This window comes from Agromyces sp. NPDC055661 (genome assembly GCF_053618135.1).
The window spans coordinates 1-20,282 of sequence record NZ_JBSHHC010000001.1; the positions used below are offsets into that span (position 1 = coordinate 1).

The window sequence follows — 20,282 nt, forward strand, 5'->3', positions numbered from 1 at the left end:
GGGTCCTATCCGGTATTAGCTCCGATTTCTCGGGGTTATCCCAGAGTCCAGGGCAGGTTACTCACGTGTTACTCACCCGTTCGCCACTAATCCCCAGCAGCAAGCTGCCAGTTCATCGTTCGACTTGCATGTGTTAAGCACGCCGCCAGCGTTCGTCCTGAGCCAGGATCAAACTCTCCAAAAAAAATGTTCAACCAACCCGAAGGCCGGTCAAGAGTTGATCTCTGACTGACAAGACAATCAATACTGACTGTCCATCAATCCAAAGGAATCCCACCCCACCAAAAGGCAGGGTCGGGGTTCAAAAATTGGCATTGAACATAGTGCACGCTGTTGAGTTCTCAAGGAACGGACGCACCCGACGTCAGGACCCCGTGGGGCCGATCAGTCGGAGCTGTTTCGTTCTCAACCGGTCATCCCATGAGGACGGTTCCGGATGCTTCAAGCTCTGCGAAGAGATGCTCTTCGAGGCTTGGGATCTTCGTGCCGCTTGAGGCCGAGAGGCTGGGTCCTGATGAACCCTGTCGCTCTCTCGCTCCTGTGGGGCAACAGATGAATACATTACGTCGATCGTGGGGGTCGTGCAACTCGGCGCTGCATCCCGGGCGTGTCGCGCTTCGGAACCCCGGATTTCCGCGGATCCGGGCACTCGCCCCCGAGGACGACGAAGCCCCGATCGCTCCCCCCACTGGGAAACGATCGGGGCCTCCGGCCGAGGCATCCGTCGGCTATTCGACGAAGACGCCGGCGAGGGTCTTCTTGCCGCGGCGGAGCACGGCCATGCCGCCGGGTGGAACGCGGCCCTCGAGGGTCGCGGTCTCGTCGTCGACGCGCACGTTGTCGAGCGAGACGCCGCCCTGCGCGATCGCGCGTCGGCCCTCGCTCTGGCTCGCCACGAGTCCGGTGTCGGCGAGCAGCTGCGCGATCGAGGCGTTCGGCGACGTGGTCGTGTTCGGCAGCTCACGGAGCGCCGACTCGAGCGTGTCGGGATCGAGCACCGTGAGATCGCCCTGGCCGAAGAGCGCCTGCGAGGCCGCGAGGACGGCCGCCGTGGCATCCGGCCCGTGCACCAGGGTCGTCACCTCATGCGCGAGCACGCGCTGCGCCTCGCGCTTGAACGGCTCGCGCTCGACGAGCTCGGCAAGCTCCTCGATGCGCGCTCGACTCAGGAAGGTGAACACCTTGAGCCGCGAGATCACGTCGTCATCGTCGGTGTTGAGCCAGAACTGGTAGAAGCGATAGGGGCTGCACATCGCGGCATCCAGCCAGATGGCGTTGCCCTCGCTCTTGCCGAACTTGGTGCCGTCGGAGTTCGTGATGAGCGGCGTGCCGATCGCGTGCACGTGCTCGCCCTCGACGCGATGGATGAGGTCGGTGCCGCTCGTGAGGTTGCCCCACTGGTCGCTGCCGCCGGTCTGCAAGCGGCAGTCGTACAGCCGGAAGAGCTCGAGGTAATCGAACCCCTGCAGGATCTGGTAGCTGAACTCGGTGTAGCTGATGCCGGCGTCGGAGCTCAGGCGGGACGCGACGGCGTCCTTCTTGAGCATCGTGCCCACGCGGTAGTGCTTGCCGATGTCGCGCAGGAAGTCGATGGCCGAGAGTCCGGCCGTCCAGTCGAGGTTGTTGACCATGCGCACGGCGTTGTCGCCCTCCCCTGAGAGGAAGCGGCTGACCTGCCCGCGGAGGTAGCCGACCCACTCGGCGACGGTCTCCTTCGTGTTCAGCGTGCGCTCCGCGGTCGGGCGTGGATCGCCGATGAGACCGGTCGATCCGCCCACGAGACCGAGCGGCTTGTGGCCGGCCAGTTGGAGGCGTCGCATGGTGAGGATCTGCACCAGGTTGCCGAGGTGGAGGCTCGGCGCGGTGGGGTCGAACCCGCAGTAGTACGTGATCGGCTCGCCGGCGAGGAGCTCCTTCAGCGCAGCCTGGTCGGTCGAGACGTGCACGAGGCCGCGCCAGACGAGCTCCTCCCAGACGTCTTCGAATGAGGCGTCGTTCTGCTGGGAAGCGAGGATCTCGGGGTCTGACACGCCAGCAAGGCTATCAGCGGGACGGGTACCGACGACTTCAGGGCACATCCTTGATCTCATGCTCTCAAGTCTGTATCCTTGATCACACGAAGTTCAGGCCGAGTCATTGATCGCCGCGATTCAAGCCCGCGACCTGAAGGCCATCGAGAGGAGGGCCGTAGTGTTCGTCATCACCGCCGACCAGGTCGCCAGCCGACGCGACGCTGATCGCACCGGCGCGCTCGTGGAGGTGCTCACCGAGCGGTACGCCGACCAGCTCGTGCTCCCGGCCGACCAGACCGCCGGCGACGAGATCCAGCTCGTCACCCGCTCCGCCGGCACGGCCCTCGCGATCGTGCTCGACGCCACGCGCATCGGCCGGTGGAGCGTCGGGCTGGGCGTGGGCGGCATCCGGATGCCCCTGCCCGACGCCGCCCGCAAGGCCTCCGGCTCGGCGTTCATCGCGGCGCGCGAGGCCGTCGGCACCGCGAAGCGCGCCGACGGACGGTTCGCGTTGCGGGCCGAGGGCGACCCGCGAGCGGCCGCCGACCTCGAGGCCCTCGTCCGGCTCCTCCTGCTGCTCCGCGAGCGCCGCACCGAGCCCGGCTGGGAGGTCGTCGAGCTCATGCGCGCCGGCCACCAGCAGAAGGAGGCCGCCGCGCTCCTCGACGTGAGCCCGGCCGCGGTGAGCGCCCGCCTGAAGGCCGCCATGTGGCGGGCCGAGGAGGAGGCGCGCCCCGTCCTCGAGCGATTGCTCGCCGAGCTCGACGCCGAGCTCGATTCCGGCCTCCCCACCGAGCTCGCCGGCGAATCGGGAACCGCCGCGGCGGAGTGACCGCGGCATCCGGCGGGGCCTCGCTACACTGCTCGAAGCCGCGCCCACCCGGTCGCCGCTCGGAAGGGAGCACCGTGAACCTCGTCGCCGTCGCCGATGCCATCTCCTGGTCGGCGCTCCTGCTGTTCCTCACGGCGGCGACGGCCCTCTCGGTGCTCGCGTTCCTGCGTCCGCGGCCCGCGTTCGTGTGGTTCGCCGCGGGCGCGCTCGGCGTCGCACTGCTCGCGGCCGCCTCGATCTCCGAGCCGACCGGGCGCACCGGGTTCGGGCCGCTCGTGACGATCCTCGCGTTCACGGCGGCCGTGTTCGGCGGCAGCCCCGCCGCGGCCACGGCCCTGAACCTCGCGATGGGCGGCACGGTGGCGCCCGGCATCCACGGCGGCATCATCGTCGCCGAGCGGCCGACCCCCGCGGAGCAGCGCCAGGGCGTGACGACGGGAGTGCGCCGCGAGGTGCTGAGAGGCGGGCTCACGATCGGCTTCCTCGAGCGCATCGCGACCGCGGGCACCATCATCGCCGGCTTCCCCGAGGGCCTCGCGATCGTCGTCGCCGTGAAGGGCGTCGGCCGGTTCACCGAGCTCGAGGCGCCCGAGGCGCGCGAGCGGTTCATCATCGGCACGTTCGCGAGCCTCATCTGGGCGTGCGCGGCCGCACTCGTCGTGCACCTCGCGCTGCGCTGAGTCGTTCGGCGGCGGATCGCTCCGCGCGTCAGTCGTCCGAGCGGGCGTGCCGGCGGTACGGCGAGACGCCCGGCTCCCCGGGGATCCAGAACCGCCACGGGAACGCCGCTCCCCCGCCGGCACCGCTCACGCCCGTGCGCGGGCCCGACTCGAACGGCTGCGGCTGCGTCGGCACCTCGAGTGCGTAGGGCGGTGCGAGCAGGTCGTCGCCGCTCGCCGACAGCGGCACGCCGAGCGCGACCGCGAGCCGGGCGGGTCCACGAGCCAGGTCGCGGTCGGATGCCTCAGGCCGCCGCCGCCGTGCGAGCTCGATCCCCTCGACTACCGTGGCCCCGCGCAGCAGCACGGCCGACGACGACCCGGGGTGCCCCGCGACGACGTTGAGGCACGTGTGCATGCCGTACGTGAAGTACGCGTAGAGGTGCGCCGCCTCGCCGAACATCACCGCGTTGCGCCGGGTCATCCCGCGGAACGCGTGCGAGCCGGGGTCCTCGCCGACGCCCCGGTACGCCTCGACCTCGGAGAGGCGGATGGCCACGCGGCCCTCCTCGGTGTCGTGCGCGAGGACCGCCCCGAGCAGGAGCGGCGCGAGCTCGACGGAGTCGCGCGCGAACCACTCGCGTCCGACGGCGACGAGGGCGTCCGACATCCGCTCGCTCAGCGACCGCGCCCCGTGGCCGGCAGGCCGGCGACGAGGTGCCGCACGCGGTCGGTGAGCCGGGCGAACTGCTCGTCCACCCGCACGGGCGCCGTGCCGCCGATGCCGTCACGGCTCGCGACCGAGCCCTCGACGGTCAGCACCTCGCGCACGTCGGGCGTCAGGTGCGGCGAGATCGCCGCGAGCGCGGCGTCGTCGACGGCGTCGAGCTCGAGGTCGTGCTCCTCGGCGTAACGCACGAGTGCCCCGGTGATCTCGTGGGCGTCGCGGAACGGGACGTGGCGCTTCACGAGCCACTCCGCGACATCCGTCGCCAGCGAGAAGCCGGCGGGCGCGAGCTCGGCCATGCGGTCGGTGTGGAACTCGAGCGTGGCGATCATCCCCGTGAAGGCGGGCAGCAGCACTTCGAGCGTCTCGACCGAGTCGAACACCGGCTCCTTGTCCTCCTGCAGGTCGCGGTTGTACGCGAGCGGCAGCGCCTTGAGGGTGGCGAGGAGGCCCGTGAGGTTGCCGATGAGGCGGCCCGACTTGCCGCGCGCGAGCTCGGCGATGTCGGGGTTCTTCTTCTGCGGCATGATCGACGAGCCGGTCGAGTAGCCGTCGTCGAGCGTGACGAAGCCGAACTCGCGCGTGTTCCAGAGGATGACCTCCTCGGCGATGCGCGAGAGGTCGATGCCGATCATCGCCGCGACGAACGCGAACTCGGCGACGACGTCGCGGCTCGCGGTGCCGTCGATCGAGTTCTCGGCCGGCGCCGCGAGGCCGAGGTCCCGGGCGACGGATGCCGCGTCGAGGCCGAGCGTGGACCCGGCGAGCGCTCCCCCACCGTAGGGCGACACGTCGGCCCGCTTCGTCCAGTCGACGAGCCGCTCGAGGTCGCGGGACAGGGCCCAGCCGTGTGCGAGCAGGTGGTGCGCGAGGAGCACGGGCTGCGCGTGCTGGAGGTGCGTGCGGCCCGGCATGACGGCGGTGCGGTGCGCGTCGGCCTGCGAGGCGAGCGCGTCGACCAGGTGCACGAGCTGCTGGCCGATGACGGCCGCGTGTTCCTTGAGGTAGAGCCGCACGAGCGTCGCGATCTGGTCGTTGCGGCTGCGGCCGGCGCGGAGCTTGCCCCCGAGCTCGGGTCCGACGATGCCGATGAGGGCCGCCTCGAGCGCGCCGTGCACGTCCTCGTCGGACTCGGCCGCGACGATCTCGCCCGACGCGACCCGCGCCTCGAGGGTGTCGAGGCCGGCGAGCATCGTGCCCAGCTCGTCGTCGCTCAGGTAGCCCGCCGCGGCGAGCGCGCGGGCGTGCGCGCGGGAGCCGGCCAGGTCGTACGGCGCGAGCTGCCAGTCGAAGTGCGTCGACTTCGAGAGTCGGGCGAGCTCGGGCGACGGGCCGCTGGCGAAGCGGCCGCCCCAGAGCGCCCCCTCGTTCGTGCCGTGCTCGGCGGTGCTGCCGTCAGGGCCGCTCGCGCCGCCGGTGCCGGGTGCGTCGGTCATCACGCGTCCTTCCGGTCGAGCAGCCACACGAGCAGCGCCTTCTGGGCGTGCAGGCGGTTCTCCGCCTCGTCCCAGATGATCGACTGCTCGCCGTCGATCACGTCGGCGGTCACCTCGTAGCCGCGGTCGGCGGGCAGGCAGTGCATGAAGACCGCATCGGATGCCGCGAGCGACATCAGCTCGCGATCCACCCGGTAGGCGCCGAAGGTCGCGACGCGGTGCGCCTTCTCGTCCTCCTTGCCCATGGAGACCCAGGTGTCGGTGACGATGACGTCGGCGCCCGAGGCCGCCTCCGCGGCATCCGTGTACAGCGTGACGGAGCCGCCGGTCGACGCGGCGATGCGGTCGGCATCGGCCACGACGGATGCCGCGGGCGCGAACTCGTCGGGCGAGGCGACGCGCACGTGCATGCCCGCGGTCACGCCCGCGAGCACGTACGACTGCGCCATGTTCGAGGCGCCGTCGCCGAGGAACGTGACGGTCAGGCCTGGGAGAGCACCCTTGTGCTCCCGGATCGTGAGCAGGTCGGCGAGCAGCTGGCACGGGTGGAAGTCGTCGGAGAGCGCGTTGACGACGGGAACGGTGGTGCCGGCGGCCATCTCCTCGAGGCCGGCCTGCCCGTACGTGCGCCAGACGATGGCGGACACCATTCGCTCGAGCACGCGGGCAGTATCGGACGGGGTCTCCTTGCCGCCGAGCTGGCTGTTCGCGGTCGAGATGATGAGCGGGGAGCCGCCGAGGTCGGCGATGCCGACCGCGAACGACACACGCGTGCGGGTCGACGACTTGTCGAAGATGACGGCGACGGTCTGGGGCCCGGCGAGGGGTTTCGTGCCCCAGCGGTCGGCCTTCAGTCGCTCGGCGAGATCGAGGATCTCGGCCTGCTCGGCGGGCGTGATGTCGTCGTCGCGGAGGAAGTGGCGGGTCATGCGGTTCCGTTCGTGTCGGGACGGGTCGGGGAGGTCAGCGACGCGACGCGACGGCGTCGAGTGCGAGGGAGAACTTGTCGGCGAACTCGTCGACCTCGGCGTCGCCGATGTTGAGCGGCGGCGCCATGCGGATGGTCGAGTCGTTCGCGGCGTTGACGATGAGTCCGGCGCGCATCGCCTCGGCGGCGAGGGGCATGGCCACCGGCTCGGAGAGGGCGACGCCGAGGAGCAGGCCGCGGCCACGGGTGCCCGTGACCAGCGGCGAGTCCATGGCCTCGACGCGCTCGCGGATCTGGGTCCCGCGCACGGTGGCGTTCTCGACGAGCCCGGTCGTCTCGATCTCGTCGAGCACGGCGTTGGCGACGGCCGTGGCGAGCGGGTTGCCGCCGAAGGTCGAGCCGTGCTGGCCCTTCGAGTAGAGCGAGGATGCACGACCGAACGTGACCAGCCCGCCGATCGGGAAGCCGCCGCCGATGCCCTTCGCGACCGTGATCGCGTCGGGTGTGATGCCCGCGTGCTGGAACCCGAACCACTGGCCGGTGCGTCCGGCGCCCGTCTGGATCTCGTCGACGACGAGGAGCGCGCCGTGCCGCGCGGTGAGCTCGCGCGCGGCCTCCATGAAGCCGTCGGGCAGCTCGACCACGCCGGCCTCGCCCTGGATCGGCTCGACGAACAGCGCGGCGACCGACTCGTCGATCGTCGCCTCGAGCGCCTCGACCGTCGCGGGGATGTGCTCGACGCCGCCGGGCAGCGGCTCGAACGCCTCGCGCATGTGCGGCTTGCCCGTGAGTGCGAGCGAGCCCATGGTGCGGCCGTGGAAGCCGTCGACGAGCGCCACGACCCGCGAGCGGGCTCCGCCCGAGTTGTTGAGCCGGGCGAGCTTGAACGCGGCCTCGTTCGCCTCGGCGCCGGAGTTGCCGAACCACGCGCGGCCGTGCTCCCCTGCGCCGGCGAGCCGGGTGAGGCGCTCGGCGAGCTCGAGAGCGGGTTCGGTCGTGAAGTAGTTCGAAACGTGCGCGAGCCGGGACGCCTGCGCAGTGACCGCCTCAACGAACACCGGATGCGCGTGGCCCAGCGAGTTCACGGCGATGCCCGCGAGGAAGTCGAGGTACTCGTGCCCCGTGTCGTCCCAGACGCGAGCGCCCTTCCCATGGTCGAGCTTCGCGAGCGGCATGCCGATCGAGCGCATGATGCGCCGGTCGAAGCGGCCCTGCCAGTCGTCGAGCACGTCGATGTCGGTCATGCGGGCACCACCTCCGTGCCGATGCCCGACCGGGTGAACACCTCGAGCAGGATCGAATGCGGGATACGGCCGTCGATGATGGCCGCCTTCGCGACCCCGCCCTCGACGGCCTCGAGGCACGCGGTCATCTTCGGGATCATGCCCGACTCGAGGTGCGGCAGGAGCGCGATGAGCTCCTGGACGTCGATGACCGACACGAGCGAGTCGCGATTCGGCCAGTCGCGGTAGAGGCCGGCGACGTCGGTGAGGATCACCAGCTTCGCCGCACCGAGGGCGACCGCGAGGGATGCCGCGGCGGAGTCGGCGTTCACGTTGAGGGATTGGCCGGGGTTGGCGGCGTCGGGCGCGATCGACGACACGACCGGGATGCGCCCGGCGTCGAGCTGCGCGTGCACGGCCGCGGGGTCGACCGCGACGACGTCGCCCACGAGCCCGAGGTCGACCTCCGCGCCGTCGACGACCGCGCCGCGGCGGCGTCCGGTGAACAAGCCCGCGTCCTCGCCGGAGAGGCCCGCCGCGAGGGGGCCGTGCCGGTTGATGAGCGAGACCAGCTCACGATTCACCTGTCCCGAGAGCACCATGCGCACGACCTCCATGGCCTCGGGCGTGGTCACCCGGTAGCCGCCGCGGAACTCGCTCTCGATGCCCAGCCGCGTGAGCATCGACGAGATCTGCGGGCCGCCGCCATGCACGACCACGGGCTTGATGCCCGCATACCGCAGGTACACCATGTCCTCGGCGAACGCGCGCTGGAGCTCGGGGCTCACCATCGCGTTGCCGCCGAACTTCACGACGATGGTCTCGCCGTGGAACCGCTGCAGCCACGGCAGCGAGTCGATGAGCACCTGCGCCTTGGCGTGGGCGCTGTCAGCGTCGAGGGCGTCGGGGACCTCGGTCCCAGAGCTCGTCGAAGTGTCGGTCACTGAGCCTGTCGAAGGGGTGGTCCCTGAGCTCGTCGAAGGGTCGGTCATGCTCAGCTCGCGTAGGCGCTGTTCTCGTGCACGTAGTCGTGCGTGAGGTCGTTGGTCCAGATGGTGGCGGATGCCTCGCCCGCGTGCAGCTCGATGAGCACGTGCGTCGCCCGCGGCGTGAGGTCGACCTGCTCGCGCGGGGCGTCGGGCCGGCCGGCGTGGCAGACCCGGACGCCGTTCATCGACACGTCGACGAGGTACGGATCGAACGGCGCCTGCGTCGTGCCGATCGCGGCGAGCACGCGGCCCCAGTTCGGGTCGTTGCCGAAGATCGCCGCCTTGAACAGGTTGTTGCGGGCGACGGAGCGACCGACCTCGACCGCGTCGTCCTCGGTCACGGCGCCGTGCACCTCGATCGCGATGTCGTGGCTCGCGCCCTCGGCGTCGGCCTGGAGCTGCAGGGCGAGCGACCGACACGCCTCGGTCACCGCCTCGGCGAACGCGGCAGGATCGGGCGTCACGCCCGACGCCCCGGATGCCAGGAGCGTGACCTGGTCGTTCGTCGACATGCAGCCGTCGGAGTCGAGCCGGTCGAAGGTCACGCGGGTCGCGGCGCGCAGCGCCTCGTCGAGGCCGGCGGCCGGCACGAGCGCGTCGGTCGTCAGCACGACGAGCATCGTCGCAAGCCCCGGCGCGAGCATGCCCGCACCCTTCGCGATGCCGCCGACGCGCCATCCGTCGCCCTCGACGACCACAGTCTTGGGCGTCGTGTCGGTCGTCATGATGGCGCGCGCCGCGTCCTCGCCGCCCTCCGCGGTGAGCCGGGCGATCGCCGAGAGCACGCCCTCCTCGACAACCTCGCCGTCGAGCTGCTCGCCGATGAGCCCCGTGGAGCAGACGAGCACGTCGCCCGACGCGACGCCCAGCGCGGCGCCCGCCGCCTCGGCGGTGCGGTGCGTGACCTGGAAGCCTTCGGGGCCGGTGAAGCAGTTCGCGCCGCCCGAGTTCAGCACGATCGCGGCGACCTGCCCGTCGACGATCGCCTGCTCGGACCACAGGATGGGGTTGGCCTTCGCGCGGTTCGACGTGAAGACCGCCGCGGCCGCGTTCGACGGTCCGCGGTTCACGATCACGGCGAGGTCGAGGGCGCCCGAGCGCTTGATGCCGGCGGCGATGCCCGCGGCCTCGAAGCCGGCGGGTGCGGTGACGGTCACGGTGCGACTCCGTTCACGGGGAGGCCGGTCGACTCGGTGATGCCGAGGGCGATATTGGCCGATTGGATCGCCGCGCCCGCGGTGCCCTTGACGAGGTTGTCGACGGCCGCGACGACGACCACGCGGCCGGCGGCCTCGTCGACCGCGAGGCCGAGCAAAGCCGTGTTCGCGCCGAGCACGTCGGCCGTGCGCGGGAACTGCCCGGGCGGCAGGAGCTGCACGAACTGCTCGCCGGCGTACGCGTCCTCCCACGCGGCACGCACCGTCGCGGCATCCGTGCCCGGCACGATGCGCGCCGTCGACGTGGCGAGGATGCCGCGGGACATCGGCACGAGCACGGGCGTGAACGAGATGGTGGGCTCGGACGCGCCCGCCCAGCGGAGCGCCTGCGCGATCTCGGGGATGTGGCGGTGCACGCCGCCGACGGAGTACGGGTTCGCGGAGCCGAGGATCTCGCTCGCGAGCAGGTGCGCCTTGAGGCTCTTGCCGGCGCCGGAGGGGCCGACCGCGAGCACCGACACGAGGTCGCGGTCCTCGATCACGCCCGCGCGGATGCCGGGGGCGAGCGAGAGCGCGACGGTCGACGCGTTGCAGCCGGGGGCCGCGATGCGGCGGGCCCGCGCGAGGCGGTCGCGCTGCGTGCCCGACAGGCGCGGCAGCTCGGGGACGCCGTAGCTCCAGGCGCCGTGGTGGTCGCCGCCATAGAAGGCCGCCCAATCGGACGCGCGCTCGAGCCGGTGGTCGGCGCCGCAGTCGATGACGAGCGTCGAGTCCGGCAGTTCTGCGGCGACGGCACCGGATGCCCCGTGCGGAAGCGCGAGGAAGACGACGTCATGGCCGGCGAGCGTCTCGGCGCTCGTCGCCTGGAGCGTCAGGTGCGTGTACGCACGGAGGTGCGGCTGCACCGCGACGAGCGGCTGGCCGGCGTTCGCGTGCGCCGTGACGGTGCGCACTTCGAAGTCGGGGTGATCGGCGAGGAGACGGAGGATCTCCCCTCCGGCATAGCCGGACGCGCCGGAAACGGCGACGGAGTACGTCATGAATCCACCTTAGGGTCTGCGGGGTCGGGGCGATGGTCCGGCGACGCCCCGCGAGACCGGCCGCTCAGGCCGCTGCAGGGGTCGCCGGGATTCGGCGGACGCCACGACGTCGGAGGCCGCGCTCGACGCCACGCGCGAGGCGTGCGGAGCGGTCGATCCGAGCGGTGGACATGCCCACGACCCTATCGAGCGGCATCGCGCCGATGCAATTCGACGCGTCATCCCGTGACGCGCGTGGGCACCGCCGGCCCGAGGCACCGTGCCCATGCGCGTCACCGACCACGCTCTTCGCAGGTGAACGGCCTGTTCGCCGTCCTGCCGCAGCTCCCGAACAGCGGACTCCCCACGTACTCGCAGCAGGTGCTCGCCGGGCACTACTCGCTGAACGGCGGCGACGCCCGTCTACCCGTTCGAGAGCAACGCGATCCTCGACACGGGCGACCCGACGACCGTGCTGCACGAGCACGGGAGCGCGATCAAGATCCCCGACGCACTCCTCACGGCCGACCGCAAGCGGCTTCGCGACGACGTGGTCTTCTGGCTCACCGCCGACGGCACCGAACCCGACAACGGGTTCCACCTCGAGTTCCCGGCGGGCGATGTCCCGGGCAACGACCTGGTCGGCGTCGCGTCGAAGGGCGACGAGGCGTTCGTGAACCCGGGACTGGTCCCATACTTCCGGAACACCGTGGTGTACGACGTCGAGCGCGGGCTCGTCGGGTTCGCTCCGTGCAGCTGAGACTCGCCTAGGCTCGGGTCGACGACCGCGTCGGCGTCGTCGGTCTCGTCGGACGAGGAGGACCCATGTCCCTGCGCGTGCTGTTCATCGGCGGCAACGGCATCATCAGCTCGGCGTCGAGCGCGCGCGTGATCGCCCGCGGCGACGAGCTCACCCTGCTCAACCGCGGCACGAGCACGACGCGGCCGCGCATCGAGGGCGTGCGGCACCTCACGGGCGATGCCGGCGACCCCGCGTCGATCGCCGCCGCGATCGGCGGCGAGACGTTCGACGTCGTCGCGAACTTCCGCTCGTTCACGCCCGACCAGGTCGCTCGCGACCTCGAGCTGTTCGAGGGGCGCTGCCGCCAGTACGTCTACATCTCCTCGGCATCCGCGTACCAGAAGCCGATCGGGCACCTGCCGATCACCGAGTCGACGCCGCTGCGCAATCCGTACTGGCAGTACTCGCGCGACAAGATCGCGAGCGAGGACCTGCTCGTCGCGGCCTACCGCGAACGCGGCTTCCCGGCCACCATCGTCCGCCCCTCGCACACCTACGATGCGACCCTCGTGCCGCTTCTCGGCGGCTGGACGGCGATCGATCGGATGCGACGAGGGAAGCCGGTCGTCGTGCAGGGCGACGGCACCAGCCTCTGGACGCTCACGCACACGCGGGACTTCGCCGTGGCCTTCACCGGCCTGCTCGGCAACGAGCGGGCCGTCGGCGAGGCGTTCCAGATCACGTCGGACGAGGCGCTCACGTGGGACCAGATCGGCGCGGTGCTCGCTCGCGCGGCCCGCGCGGAGTTCCGGCCGGTGCACATCGCGAGCGAGGCGATCGCTCGCGAGCTCCCCGACGAGGGACCGGGTCTCGTCGGCGACAAGGCTCACTCCGTGATCTTCGACAACGCCAAGGTGAAGTCGCTCGTGCCCGAGTACCGCGCCGTCATCCCGTTCTGGCGCGGCGCGCAGGAGATCGTGGACTGGCACGACGCCGACGCCTCGCGTCGCGAGGTCGACGCCGAACTCGATGCGGCCTTCGACCGGCTGATCGACCGCTACGGAGCCTGAGCCCGGAAGTCGAGGAGCGCAGCGCGCTGCGCATCGCTGGTCTTGACGCGCGCCTGGTCTCGCTCCTCTTGACGCGCGCCTGGTCTCGCCGTCTTGACGCGCGCCTGGTCTCGCTCCTCTTGACGCGCGCCTGGTCTCGCAGTCCTGGATCGCCGGCGCGGCGACTTCCTCCGATCATCCGGACAGCCAGCGGTCGCACTTCCTCATCGGCAGGGATGGCACTTCCCATCCGCAGAATCGGTGGACCCGTCAACTCGGCGACTAATCAATCGGGCGACAAATCAACTCCTCGACAAGTCGACAAGTCAACAAGTCAACAAGTCAACAAGTCGACAAGTCGACAAGTCGACAAGTCGACTCATCGACAGGTCGACGAATCCACCGATTCTGCGGAGACGTACTCTCCCGGGCTGCTGCGAGCAGCCGCGGGCGTGCAGACGCCGCCCGCCCGCTACTCCCTGATCGCCGCGCCCGTGCGCTCGCCCGCGACCGCGGCACCCGCGAGCTTCGCCTCGCTGGCCTCGGCGGCCGTGAGCGTGCGATCGTCGGCGCGGAACCGCAGCGCGAACGTCAGGCTCTTCGACCCATCGGGCACCCCGGCGCCGCGGTAGTCGTCGACGAGGTGCAGCTCCTCGAGCAGGGCGCCGGCGCCCTCGCGGACCGCTCCCGCCACGGCCGATGCGGGCACGTCCGCGTCGACGAGGAGCGAGAGGTCCTGCGTCGCCGCCGGGTAGGTGCCGATCTGGCCCGCCTCGAGCCTCGGCTCGGTGAGCCCGATGACCGCGTCGAGGTCGAGCTCGACGACGGCGACGACGCGCGGCAGGTCGTTCTCCTCGGCGACCGACGGCAGCAGCTCGCCCGCGAACCCGACCGGTCGTCCGGCCACCCGCAGCTCGGCGGTGCGACCCGGGTGCAGCGCCTGGTGCGAGCCCTGCGCCACCTCGATCTCGGCGCCGACCGCGAGCGCGACCTGGCGAACGACGTCGAGCGCGTCCACGATGCCGGCGGGGACCGCGGCCTGGCCGGGCTGCTTCGTCACGACGTCGCCCACGAGGAGCGCGCCGACGTGCCGGGGCTGCGGCGGGATGCCCGCCTGCAGCGCCTGGAGCGCCGCCTCGGTCGGACGCCGGTCGCCGACGGGCAGCTCGGCGCCGCCGTAGGTGACGCCCGCTTCGGGCAGGAACACGAGCCCGAGCTCGAACAGCGAGACGTCGACGAGCCCGCGCGAGCGGTTGCGCTTGGCCGCGGCGATGAGCCCCGGCAGCAGCGAGCGCCGCATGAGCGCCGTCGAGGCGTCGAGCGCGTTCGCGAGCTTCACGGATGCCACGGACATTCCGTCGGCGCTGCCGAACAGCGCGTTCTCGTCCTCGGTCGCGAAGGGGAAGGAGAGCACCTCGGTGGACCCGGCCGCGGCGAGCGCGTCGGCGACCCGGCGCCGGATGCGCTGCGAGCGCGTGAGGCCGCGTCCGGGCGGTGCGACGGGCAGCACCGACGGGATGCGGTGGTACCCGGCGAGGCGGGCCACCTCCTCGGCGAGGTCGGCCTTGCCGGTGAGGTCGGGACGCCACGACGGCGGCACGACCGAGAATCCGTCGGCGGTGCGCGTGATCGCCCCGCCGATCTCGGCGAGCGCGTCATGCACCTCCTCGCCGGTGTACTCGACGCCGATGAGCTCGCTCACGTAGCCGTCGGGCAGCAGGATCGCCTCGCGCTCGGGCGCCTCGTGGATGAGCGAGCCGCCGACGTCGGCGGTGCCGCCCGCGAGGTCGACCATGAGCTGCGCGACGCGTGTCGCCGCCGCGGCGGCGATCTGCGGGTCCACGCCGCGCTCGAACCGCTTGGACGCCTCGCTCGGGAGCTTGTGACGCCGCGCCGAGCGGGCGATCGAAACCGGGTCGAAGTTCGCAGCCTCGATGAGCACGTTGCGCGTGGCATCCGACATCTCGGTGTCGGCGCCGCCCATGACGCCGGCGATGCCGATGGCGCCGCGGTCGTCCGTGATGAGGAGGTCCTCGGGATCGAGGCGGCGCTCCTTGCCGTCGAGCGTCGTGATCGTCTCGCCCGGGGTCGCGCGACGCACGACGATGCCGCCCTGCAGGCGGTCGAGGTCGTAGCCGTGGATCGGCTGGCCGAGCTCGAGCATGACGTAGTTCGTGATGTCGACGAGGACCGAGAGCGAGCGGATGCCGGCGAGCTTCAGCCGCGCGACCATCCACGCCGGGGTGGGGCGGGCCGGGTCCACGTCGCGCACGATGCGCGTCGCGAACACCGACGAGCCGACGCGGCCGCGGATGGGCGCCTCGTCGCGGATCTCGACGGGGAACACGTCGCCGGAGGCCCCTTCGACCTGCTCAGGGGCCGCCGGACTCGACAGCTCGACCGGGTCGCGGTAGCGGGCGCCGGTCGCGTGCGCGTACTCGCGGGCGACGCCGCGGATGGAGAACGCGTAGCCGCGGTCGGGCGTCACGTTGATCTCGACGGCGGCGTCGTTCAGGCCGAGCAGCTCGATGGCGTCGGTGCCGACGGGCGCGTCGATGCCGATCGTCGACAGCCGCAGGATGCCCTCGTGGTCGTCGCCGAGGCCGAGCTCGCGCGCCGAGGCGATCATGCCGTCGGACACGTGCCCGTAGGTCTTGCGCGCCGCGATCGGGAACGGGCCGGGCAGCACCGCACCCGGCAGCGTCACCACGACCTTGTCGCCGACGAAGAAGTTGCGGGCGCCGCACACGATGCCGTGCACCGCGTCGCCGCCGTCGGCCGCCGTCTCGCCGTCTGGCGCGACGCGCACCTGGCACCAGCGGATGGTCTTGCCGTTGGACTGCGGCTCCTCGGTGAACTCGAGGACCTCGCCCACGACGATCGGGCCCTCGAGCTCGAACGTGTGCACGTCCTCCTCCTCGAGGCCGACCTGTACGAGGGCGGCGTGCACGTCTTCGGGCGTCGAACCCGGCACGAGCTCGACGTATTCGGCGAGCCAGCTGAGGGGCACTCGCATCGGTCAGACCACCATTCCGAACTGCTGGGAGAACCGGACGTCTCCCTCGACCATCTCGCGCATGTCCTGCACGCCGTTGCGGAGCATGAGCCCCCGCTCGATCCCCATGCCGAACGCGAAGCCCGTGTAGACCTCGGGGTCGATGCCCGCGGCCTTCAGTACGTTGGGATGCACCATGCCGCACCCGCCCCACTCGATCCAGCGCGGCCCGTCCTTGAAGGTCGGGTGCCAGAAGTCGAGCTCGGCGCTCGGCTCGGTGAACGGGAAGAAGCTCGGGCGCAGGCGCACCTTCGCCTCCTCGCCGAAGATCGACTTCACGAAGTGGTCGAGGGTGCCGCGCAGGTGCGCCATGGTGAGGCCCTTGTCGACGGCGAGGCCCTCGAACTGCATGAAGACTGGCAGGTGCGTCGCGTCGAACTCGTCGGTGCGGTAGACGCGTCCCGGCGCGAGCACGTAGATCGGCACCTCCCGCTCGAGCATCGAGCGCACCTGCACCGGGCTCGTGTGCGTGCGCAGCACGAGGTGCGCCTCGGGCGGGTCGACGAAGAACGTGTCCTGCATGGCGCGCGCAGGGTGGTCGGCGTCGAAGTTCAGCGCGTCGAAGTTGAACCACTCGCTCTCGACCTCGGGGCCCTCGGCGATCTCCCACCCCATGCCGGTGAAGACGTCGCACACCCGGTCTTGCAGCAGGGCGAGCGGATGCCGCGCGCCGGCCGTGTACCGCGACGGCAGCGCCGTGACGTCGACGGTCTCCGCCTCGAGCTGGGCGGCCGCCTCGGCCTCGAGGATCTCGGCCTCGCGCACCGCGAACGCCTGGTTCACGCGGCCGCGCGCGCCGCCCACCAGCTTGCCGAGGGCGGCCTTCTGGTCGTTCGGCACGTTGCGGAGCTCGGCGTTGAGCTGCGCGAGGGTCGACTTCTCCCCCGTGTGCTCGGTGCGGACCTGCTTCAGCGCAGCGGAGTCGCCCGCCGCGGCGATCGCCGCGAGCGCGGCGTCGACGGCCGCCTCGACGGCCTGCTCGGTGATTTCACGGGGCTCGGACACAAGGAACGAGTCTAGCGGGCGGGCACGCGCGGTTCCGGCCCGGCCGCGGGCGGATCAGGGCGGGCCCCCGCCGGTGCCGCGCGCCTCCGCACGCGCCTCGGTGAGCAGCATCCCCTGGTTCGGATCCTCGGGCGCGGGTCCGCCGCGCTTGGCCCCCGTGCGGTAGCGGCGGTCGCCGCGCCGGGCCAGCCAGCGGGCGAACCACGACAGGCTGAGGTTCATCACGAGGTAGATGAGGAACGTGATGAGCCACAGCGGGAAGAGGTAGCGGTTGCCGAAGAAGCTCGAGAGGTTGTTCATCGTCGTGCGCAGCAGTTCGGGGTAGCCCACGATGAAGCCGAGCGACGTGTCCTTCAGGAGCACGACCAGCTGGGCGACGATGATCGGCAGCATCTGCCGGAACGCCTGCGGGAACTCCACGAGCATCTTCGACTGCAGCTGGCGCATGCCGAGGCTGAGCGCCGCCTCCCGCTGCCCGCGCGGCAGCGCGGCCAGGCCGGCTCGGAGGGCCTCGCCGATGAGCGCGCCGTTGTAGATGGCGAGCGCCGCCACGACCGCCCAGTAGTCGCCCGTCGCGAACACCAGCAGGATGAACAGCATCATCAGCAGGACCGGCATGCCACGGAAGAACTCGATGACGACCGCCGTCGGGATCCGGATCCACGGGTTCCGGGCGCTCCGCAGGAGCGAGAGCACGACGCCGAGCGCGACCGCGAGCACCGACGCGACGAGCGCGGCTCGCAGCGTGTTCAGGACGCCCTGCCAGATGAAGCCCCAGACCTCGGGGTCCGCGAAGACGTCCCAGCGCGACTCGTCGAACATGCCCGGCAGGGTGATGCCGCCGGACTCCTTGGGTGAGTTCAGCACCAGGAACATCCAGAGCAGCCCGCCGGCCACGAGCAGGGCGGTGACGACGGAGAGCGTGCGCGAGAGCACCTTGGCGCGGGGGCCCGGCGCGTCGAACAGCACGTTGGCGTTGCTCATCGCTGCACCACCCACTTCCGCTCGAGTTGGACCGCGAGCAAGCCGAGCGGAACCGTGATGATGAGGTAGAAGGTCGCCACCCCGAGCAGGATCGGGATGACGGCGTCGCCGTTGTCGTTCGCGAGCTGCTTGCCGACCGCGAACAGCTCGACGACGAAGAACCCGCCGGCGACGGACGTGTTCTTGGTGAGGGCGATGAAGACGTTGATGAGGGGCGGGATCGTCATCCGGAACGCCTGGGGGAAGATGACCAGCGAGACGGTCTGCCGGAATCCGAGGCCGACGCTGCGGGCGGCCTCGGCCTGGCCGACCGGGACGCCGTTGATGCCGGAGCGCAGCGCCTCGGCGACGAACGGCGACGTGTAGACCGACAGCGCGATGATCGCCGTGATGAGGTACGGCAGTCGCGAGCCCAGGTACGGCAGCACCAGCGCGCAGAAGATCAGCACGAGCGTCAGCGGCGTGTTGCGCACGATCTCGGTGTAGACCGTCGCGACGACCCGCAGGGTCGCGACCGGCGAGATGCGCATCGCCGCCACCAGAGTGCCGATCACGAGCGCCGAGAGCCCGCTCACGATCAGGAGCAGGACGGTCGTGCCGAACCCGTTCAGGTAGGTCGGCAGGTTGTCGATGACGGCGTCCACGGATTCCCTTCGCCCGTGCGGTGCGGATGGACCCGGGCCGGCCGTTCAGGCTCGGCCCGGGTCATCCATCGGTCAGTTCTCGTAGCGGTCGACAGCAGGCGGGTCGACGAACGGCAGCACCGTGCCGGCCGTCTCGTTCCACGCCTCCTCGTAGCGGCCGTCCTCCTCGGCCTTCTCGAGCACGTCGTTGATCCACATGCGGAACTCGGTGTCCTCGAGCGCGAGGCCGATGCCGTAGGGCTCCTCGGTGAAGGGCTTGCCCACGACCTTGAACTCGCCCTCGTTCTGGGCCGCGAGGCCCGCGAGGATCACGTTGTCGGTCGACACGGCGACCACCTGGCCGCTGCGCAGCGGCTCGAGGCAGTTCGAGTACGTGTCGGTGAGCACCGGCTCGGCGCCGATCTCGGCGAGCTTCGCGGCGGGCGTCGAGCCCGTCACCGAGCAGACCGGCTGGCCCACGAGGTCGTCTTCGCTCTCGATGTCGTCGTTGTCGGCGAGCACGAGGATCGACTGCCCGGCCATGTAGTACGGACCCGCGAAGGAGACGACCTCCTTGCGCTTGTCATTGATCGTGTACGTCGCGACGACGATGTCCACCTGGCCGTTCTGGATGAACGGCTCGCGATTGGCCGACACGGTCTCGACCCACTCGATGTTGTCCTCGGAGATGCCGAGCTCGGAAGCGATGATCTTGCCGATCTCGACGTCGAAGCCCTCGGGCTCGCCCGACGGTCCGACGAGGCCGAACAGCGGCTGGTCGAACTTGGTGCCGATCGTGATCTTGCCCGCGTCGGACAGCTCCGCCATGGTCGTGCCGGCCTCGAAGGTGGGGGCGGCGGTGGGCGTCTCCTCGGCCTCGCCGCCGGAGTCGCCGCCTCCGGCGCAGCCCGCAAGGGCGAGGGCCGTCGCGGCGCCCGCCGCGACGAGTGCGAATCTCATCCGTTTCATGTGTCTCTGCCTCTTCTCGTGTGGGTGTTCCCTCGCCGCTCGTGGCAGCGCAGGCTTCTCAGTGCTCGAGGATCTTCGAGAGGAAATCCTTCGCGCGGTCGGTCTGCGGGTGGTCGAAGAACTGCGCGGGCGTCGCCTCCTCGACGATGCGCCCGTCGGCCATGAACAGCACGCGGTCGGCCGCGCGACGGGCGAAGCCCATCTCGTGGGTGACGACGATCATCGTCATGCCCTGCTCGGCCAGCCCGACCATGACGTCGAGCACCTCGTTGATCATCTCGGGGTCGAGCGCGCTCGTCGGCTCGTCCATCAGGATGAGCTTCGGGTTCATGGCGAGCGACCGGGCGATCGCGACGCGCTGCTGCTGGCCGCCCGAGAGCTGTGCGGGCAGCTTCTTCGCCTGGCTCGCGACGCCCACGCGCTCGAGCAGCTCCATGGCCCGCGCCTCGGCGTCCTTGCGGGACATCCGCTTCACCCGGATCGGCGCCAGCGTCACGTTCTCGAGCACGCTCTTGTGCGCGAAGAGGTTGAACGACTGGAACACCATGCCGACGTCGGCCCGCAGCTTCGCGAGCGCGGCGCCCTCCTCTGGCAGCCGCTCGCCGTCGATGGCGATCGACCCGGAGTCGATGGTCTCGAGGCGGTTGATCGCCCGGCACAGCGTCGACTTGCCGGAGCCGCTCGGCCCGATCACGACGACGACCTCGCCGCGGTTGACGACGGTGTTGATGTCGTTCAGCACGTGCAGTTCGCCGAAGTGCTTCTCGACGTGCTCGACGACCACGAGGGGTTCGCCGCGGCGCACCGAGATGTTCGACGTCGCGGGCGCCTGCTGGGTTGGCTCCATCCCCCCAAACTAGGGCCCCCCGCGGA

At 70.9% G+C, this 20,282-nt stretch carries 18 protein-coding genes and 1 rRNA gene; 4 read left to right on the forward strand and 15 right to left on the reverse strand.

The features are described 5' to 3' along the window. Both ACWGO8_RS00005 and tyrS read right to left on the reverse strand, forming a co-directional pair. Window positions 1-184: ribosomal RNA gene (locus tag ACWGO8_RS00005) — 16S ribosomal RNA — on the reverse strand; the annotation flags it as partial. 544 nt (window positions 185-728) lie between these two features. Continuing rightward, a complete protein-coding gene (gene tyrS, locus ACWGO8_RS00010) occupies window positions 729-2,030 on the reverse strand; it encodes a tyrosine--tRNA ligase (protein WP_452041135.1) in 1,302 nt (433 codons plus the stop codon). A 160-nt stretch (window positions 2,031-2,190) separates the two neighbouring features. Here tyrS and ACWGO8_RS00015 point away from each other — a divergent pair, with 160 nt between their 5' ends. Together ACWGO8_RS00015 and ACWGO8_RS00020 are read left to right on the forward strand one after the other, a co-directional pair. Beyond that, entirely contained in the window at window positions 2,191-2,844 is a 654-nt protein-coding gene (locus ACWGO8_RS00015; protein WP_452041136.1) for a DNA-binding protein, read from the forward strand. Window positions 2,845-2,918: 74 nt separating this feature from the next. Beyond that, a complete protein-coding gene (locus ACWGO8_RS00020; RefSeq protein WP_452041137.1) occupies window positions 2,919-3,524 on the forward strand; it encodes a hypothetical protein in 606 nt (201 codons plus the stop codon). A gap of 28 nt (window positions 3,525-3,552) precedes the next feature. On the opposite strand, the gene ACWGO8_RS00025 is transcribed toward ACWGO8_RS00020, so the two are convergent. Genes ACWGO8_RS00025 through argC form a run of 7 tightly spaced genes read right to left on the reverse strand, consistent with a single transcriptional unit; the run spans window position 3,553 to window position 11,003 of the window. Continuing rightward, window positions 3,553-4,173: a DNA-3-methyladenine glycosylase gene (locus ACWGO8_RS00025; RefSeq protein ID WP_452041138.1), complete on the reverse strand. Its 621-nt coding sequence runs from the start codon at window positions 4,171-4,173 to the stop codon at window positions 3,553-3,555. Between the two features lie 8 nt (window positions 4,174-4,181). Beyond that, window positions 4,182-5,666, reverse strand: coding sequence for an argininosuccinate lyase (gene argH, locus ACWGO8_RS00030; RefSeq protein ID WP_452041139.1), 1,485 nt, complete (start codon window positions 5,664-5,666; stop codon window positions 4,182-4,184). Beyond that, on the reverse strand, window positions 5,666-6,595 hold the full coding sequence (argF, locus tag ACWGO8_RS00035) for an ornithine carbamoyltransferase (protein ID WP_452041140.1): 930 nt from the start codon (window positions 6,593-6,595) through the stop codon (window positions 5,666-5,668). Before argF ends, argH begins: the two co-directional genes overlap by 1 nt. A gap of 34 nt (window positions 6,596-6,629) precedes the next feature. Next, window positions 6,630-7,838, reverse strand: coding sequence for an acetylornithine transaminase (locus ACWGO8_RS00040; protein ID WP_452041141.1), 1,209 nt, complete (start codon window positions 7,836-7,838; stop codon window positions 6,630-6,632). Further along, window positions 7,835-8,761: an acetylglutamate kinase gene (argB, locus tag ACWGO8_RS00045; protein WP_452041142.1), complete on the reverse strand. Its 927-nt coding sequence runs from the start codon at window positions 8,759-8,761 to the stop codon at window positions 7,835-7,837. Before argB ends, ACWGO8_RS00040 begins: the two co-directional genes overlap by 4 nt. Before the next feature lie 50 nt (window positions 8,762-8,811). Next, window positions 8,812-9,963: a bifunctional glutamate N-acetyltransferase/amino-acid acetyltransferase ArgJ gene (argJ, locus tag ACWGO8_RS00050; protein WP_452041143.1), complete on the reverse strand. Its 1,152-nt coding sequence runs from the start codon at window positions 9,961-9,963 to the stop codon at window positions 8,812-8,814. Beyond that, the gene (gene argC / locus ACWGO8_RS00055) at window positions 9,960-11,003 is read right to left on the reverse strand and encodes an N-acetyl-gamma-glutamyl-phosphate reductase (protein WP_452041144.1); all 1,044 of its coding nucleotides are present in this window, start codon (window positions 11,001-11,003) and stop codon (window positions 9,960-9,962) included. Before argC ends, argJ begins: the two co-directional genes overlap by 4 nt. Before the next feature lie 451 nt (window positions 11,004-11,454). Here argC and ACWGO8_RS00060 point away from each other — a divergent pair, with 451 nt between their 5' ends. Both ACWGO8_RS00060 and ACWGO8_RS00065 read left to right on the forward strand, forming a co-directional pair. Further along, window positions 11,455-11,742: a hypothetical protein gene (locus ACWGO8_RS00060; protein WP_452041145.1), complete on the forward strand. Its 288-nt coding sequence runs from the start codon at window positions 11,455-11,457 to the stop codon at window positions 11,740-11,742. Between the two features lie 65 nt (window positions 11,743-11,807). Beyond that, window positions 11,808-12,794 (forward strand): NAD-dependent epimerase/dehydratase family protein, encoded by a 987-nt coding sequence (locus ACWGO8_RS00065; protein ID WP_452041146.1) that lies wholly within the window; start codon window positions 11,808-11,810, stop codon window positions 12,792-12,794. A 451-nt stretch (window positions 12,795-13,245) separates the two neighbouring features. Here the strand turns inward: ACWGO8_RS00065 and pheT are convergent, their stop codons facing one another. The 6 genes from pheT to ACWGO8_RS00095 form a co-directional block, all read right to left on the reverse strand. Next, window positions 13,246-15,789 (reverse strand): phenylalanine--tRNA ligase subunit beta, encoded by a 2,544-nt coding sequence (gene pheT / locus ACWGO8_RS00070; protein ID WP_452041147.1) that lies wholly within the window; start codon window positions 15,787-15,789, stop codon window positions 13,246-13,248. Window positions 15,790-15,792: 3 nt separating this feature from the next. Then, complete coding sequence (gene pheS / locus ACWGO8_RS00075) at window positions 15,793-16,833, reverse strand: phenylalanine--tRNA ligase subunit alpha (RefSeq protein WP_452041148.1); 1,041 nt, start codon at window positions 16,831-16,833, stop codon at window positions 15,793-15,795. 54 nt (window positions 16,834-16,887) lie between these two features. Beyond that, window positions 16,888-17,817, reverse strand: coding sequence for an amino acid ABC transporter permease (locus ACWGO8_RS00080; protein ID WP_452041149.1), 930 nt, complete (start codon window positions 17,815-17,817; stop codon window positions 16,888-16,890). After that, window positions 17,814-18,461: an amino acid ABC transporter permease gene (locus ACWGO8_RS00085; protein ID WP_452041150.1), complete on the reverse strand. Its 648-nt coding sequence runs from the start codon at window positions 18,459-18,461 to the stop codon at window positions 17,814-17,816. Before ACWGO8_RS00085 ends, ACWGO8_RS00080 begins: the two co-directional genes overlap by 4 nt. 72 nt (window positions 18,462-18,533) lie before the next feature. Then, the gene (locus ACWGO8_RS00090) at window positions 18,534-19,409 is read right to left on the reverse strand and encodes a glutamate ABC transporter substrate-binding protein (RefSeq protein ID WP_452041151.1); all 876 of its coding nucleotides are present in this window, start codon (window positions 19,407-19,409) and stop codon (window positions 18,534-18,536) included. Between the two features lie 58 nt (window positions 19,410-19,467). Next, complete coding sequence (locus tag ACWGO8_RS00095; RefSeq protein WP_452041152.1) at window positions 19,468-20,256, reverse strand: amino acid ABC transporter ATP-binding protein; 789 nt, start codon at window positions 20,254-20,256, stop codon at window positions 19,468-19,470. Window positions 20,257-20,282 lie beyond the last annotated feature (26 nt).

Excerpts from the sequence above, each read along its gene's own strand:
- argC (WP_452041144.1), bottom strand. The coding sequence starts at position 11,003 with ATGACGTACTCCGTCGCCGTTTCCGGCGCGTCCGGCTATGCCGGAGGG.
- ACWGO8_RS00025 (WP_452041138.1), bottom strand. The coding sequence starts at position 4,173 with ATGTCGGACGCCCTCGTCGCCGTCGGACGCGAGTGGTTCGCGCGCGAC.
- argH (WP_452041139.1), bottom strand. The coding sequence starts at position 5,666 with ATGACCGACGCACCCGGCACCGGCGGCGCGAGCGGCCCTGACGGCAGC.
- ACWGO8_RS00090 (WP_452041151.1), bottom strand. The coding sequence starts at position 19,409 with ATGAAACGGATGAGATTCGCACTCGTCGCGGCGGGCGCCGCGACGGCC.
- pheT (WP_452041147.1), bottom strand. The coding sequence starts at position 15,789 with ATGCGAGTGCCCCTCAGCTGGCTCGCCGAATACGTCGAGCTCGTGCCG.
- ACWGO8_RS00080 (WP_452041149.1), bottom strand. The coding sequence starts at position 17,817 with ATGAGCAACGCCAACGTGCTGTTCGACGCGCCGGGCCCCCGCGCCAAG.
- ACWGO8_RS00065 (WP_452041146.1), top strand. The coding sequence starts at position 11,808 with ATGTCCCTGCGCGTGCTGTTCATCGGCGGCAACGGCATCATCAGCTCG.
- ACWGO8_RS00095 (WP_452041152.1), bottom strand. The coding sequence starts at position 20,256 with ATGGAGCCAACCCAGCAGGCGCCCGCGACGTCGAACATCTCGGTGCGC.
- ACWGO8_RS00040 (WP_452041141.1), bottom strand. The coding sequence starts at position 7,838 with ATGACCGACATCGACGTGCTCGACGACTGGCAGGGCCGCTTCGACCGG.
- argF (WP_452041140.1), bottom strand. The coding sequence starts at position 6,595 with ATGACCCGCCACTTCCTCCGCGACGACGACATCACGCCCGCCGAGCAG.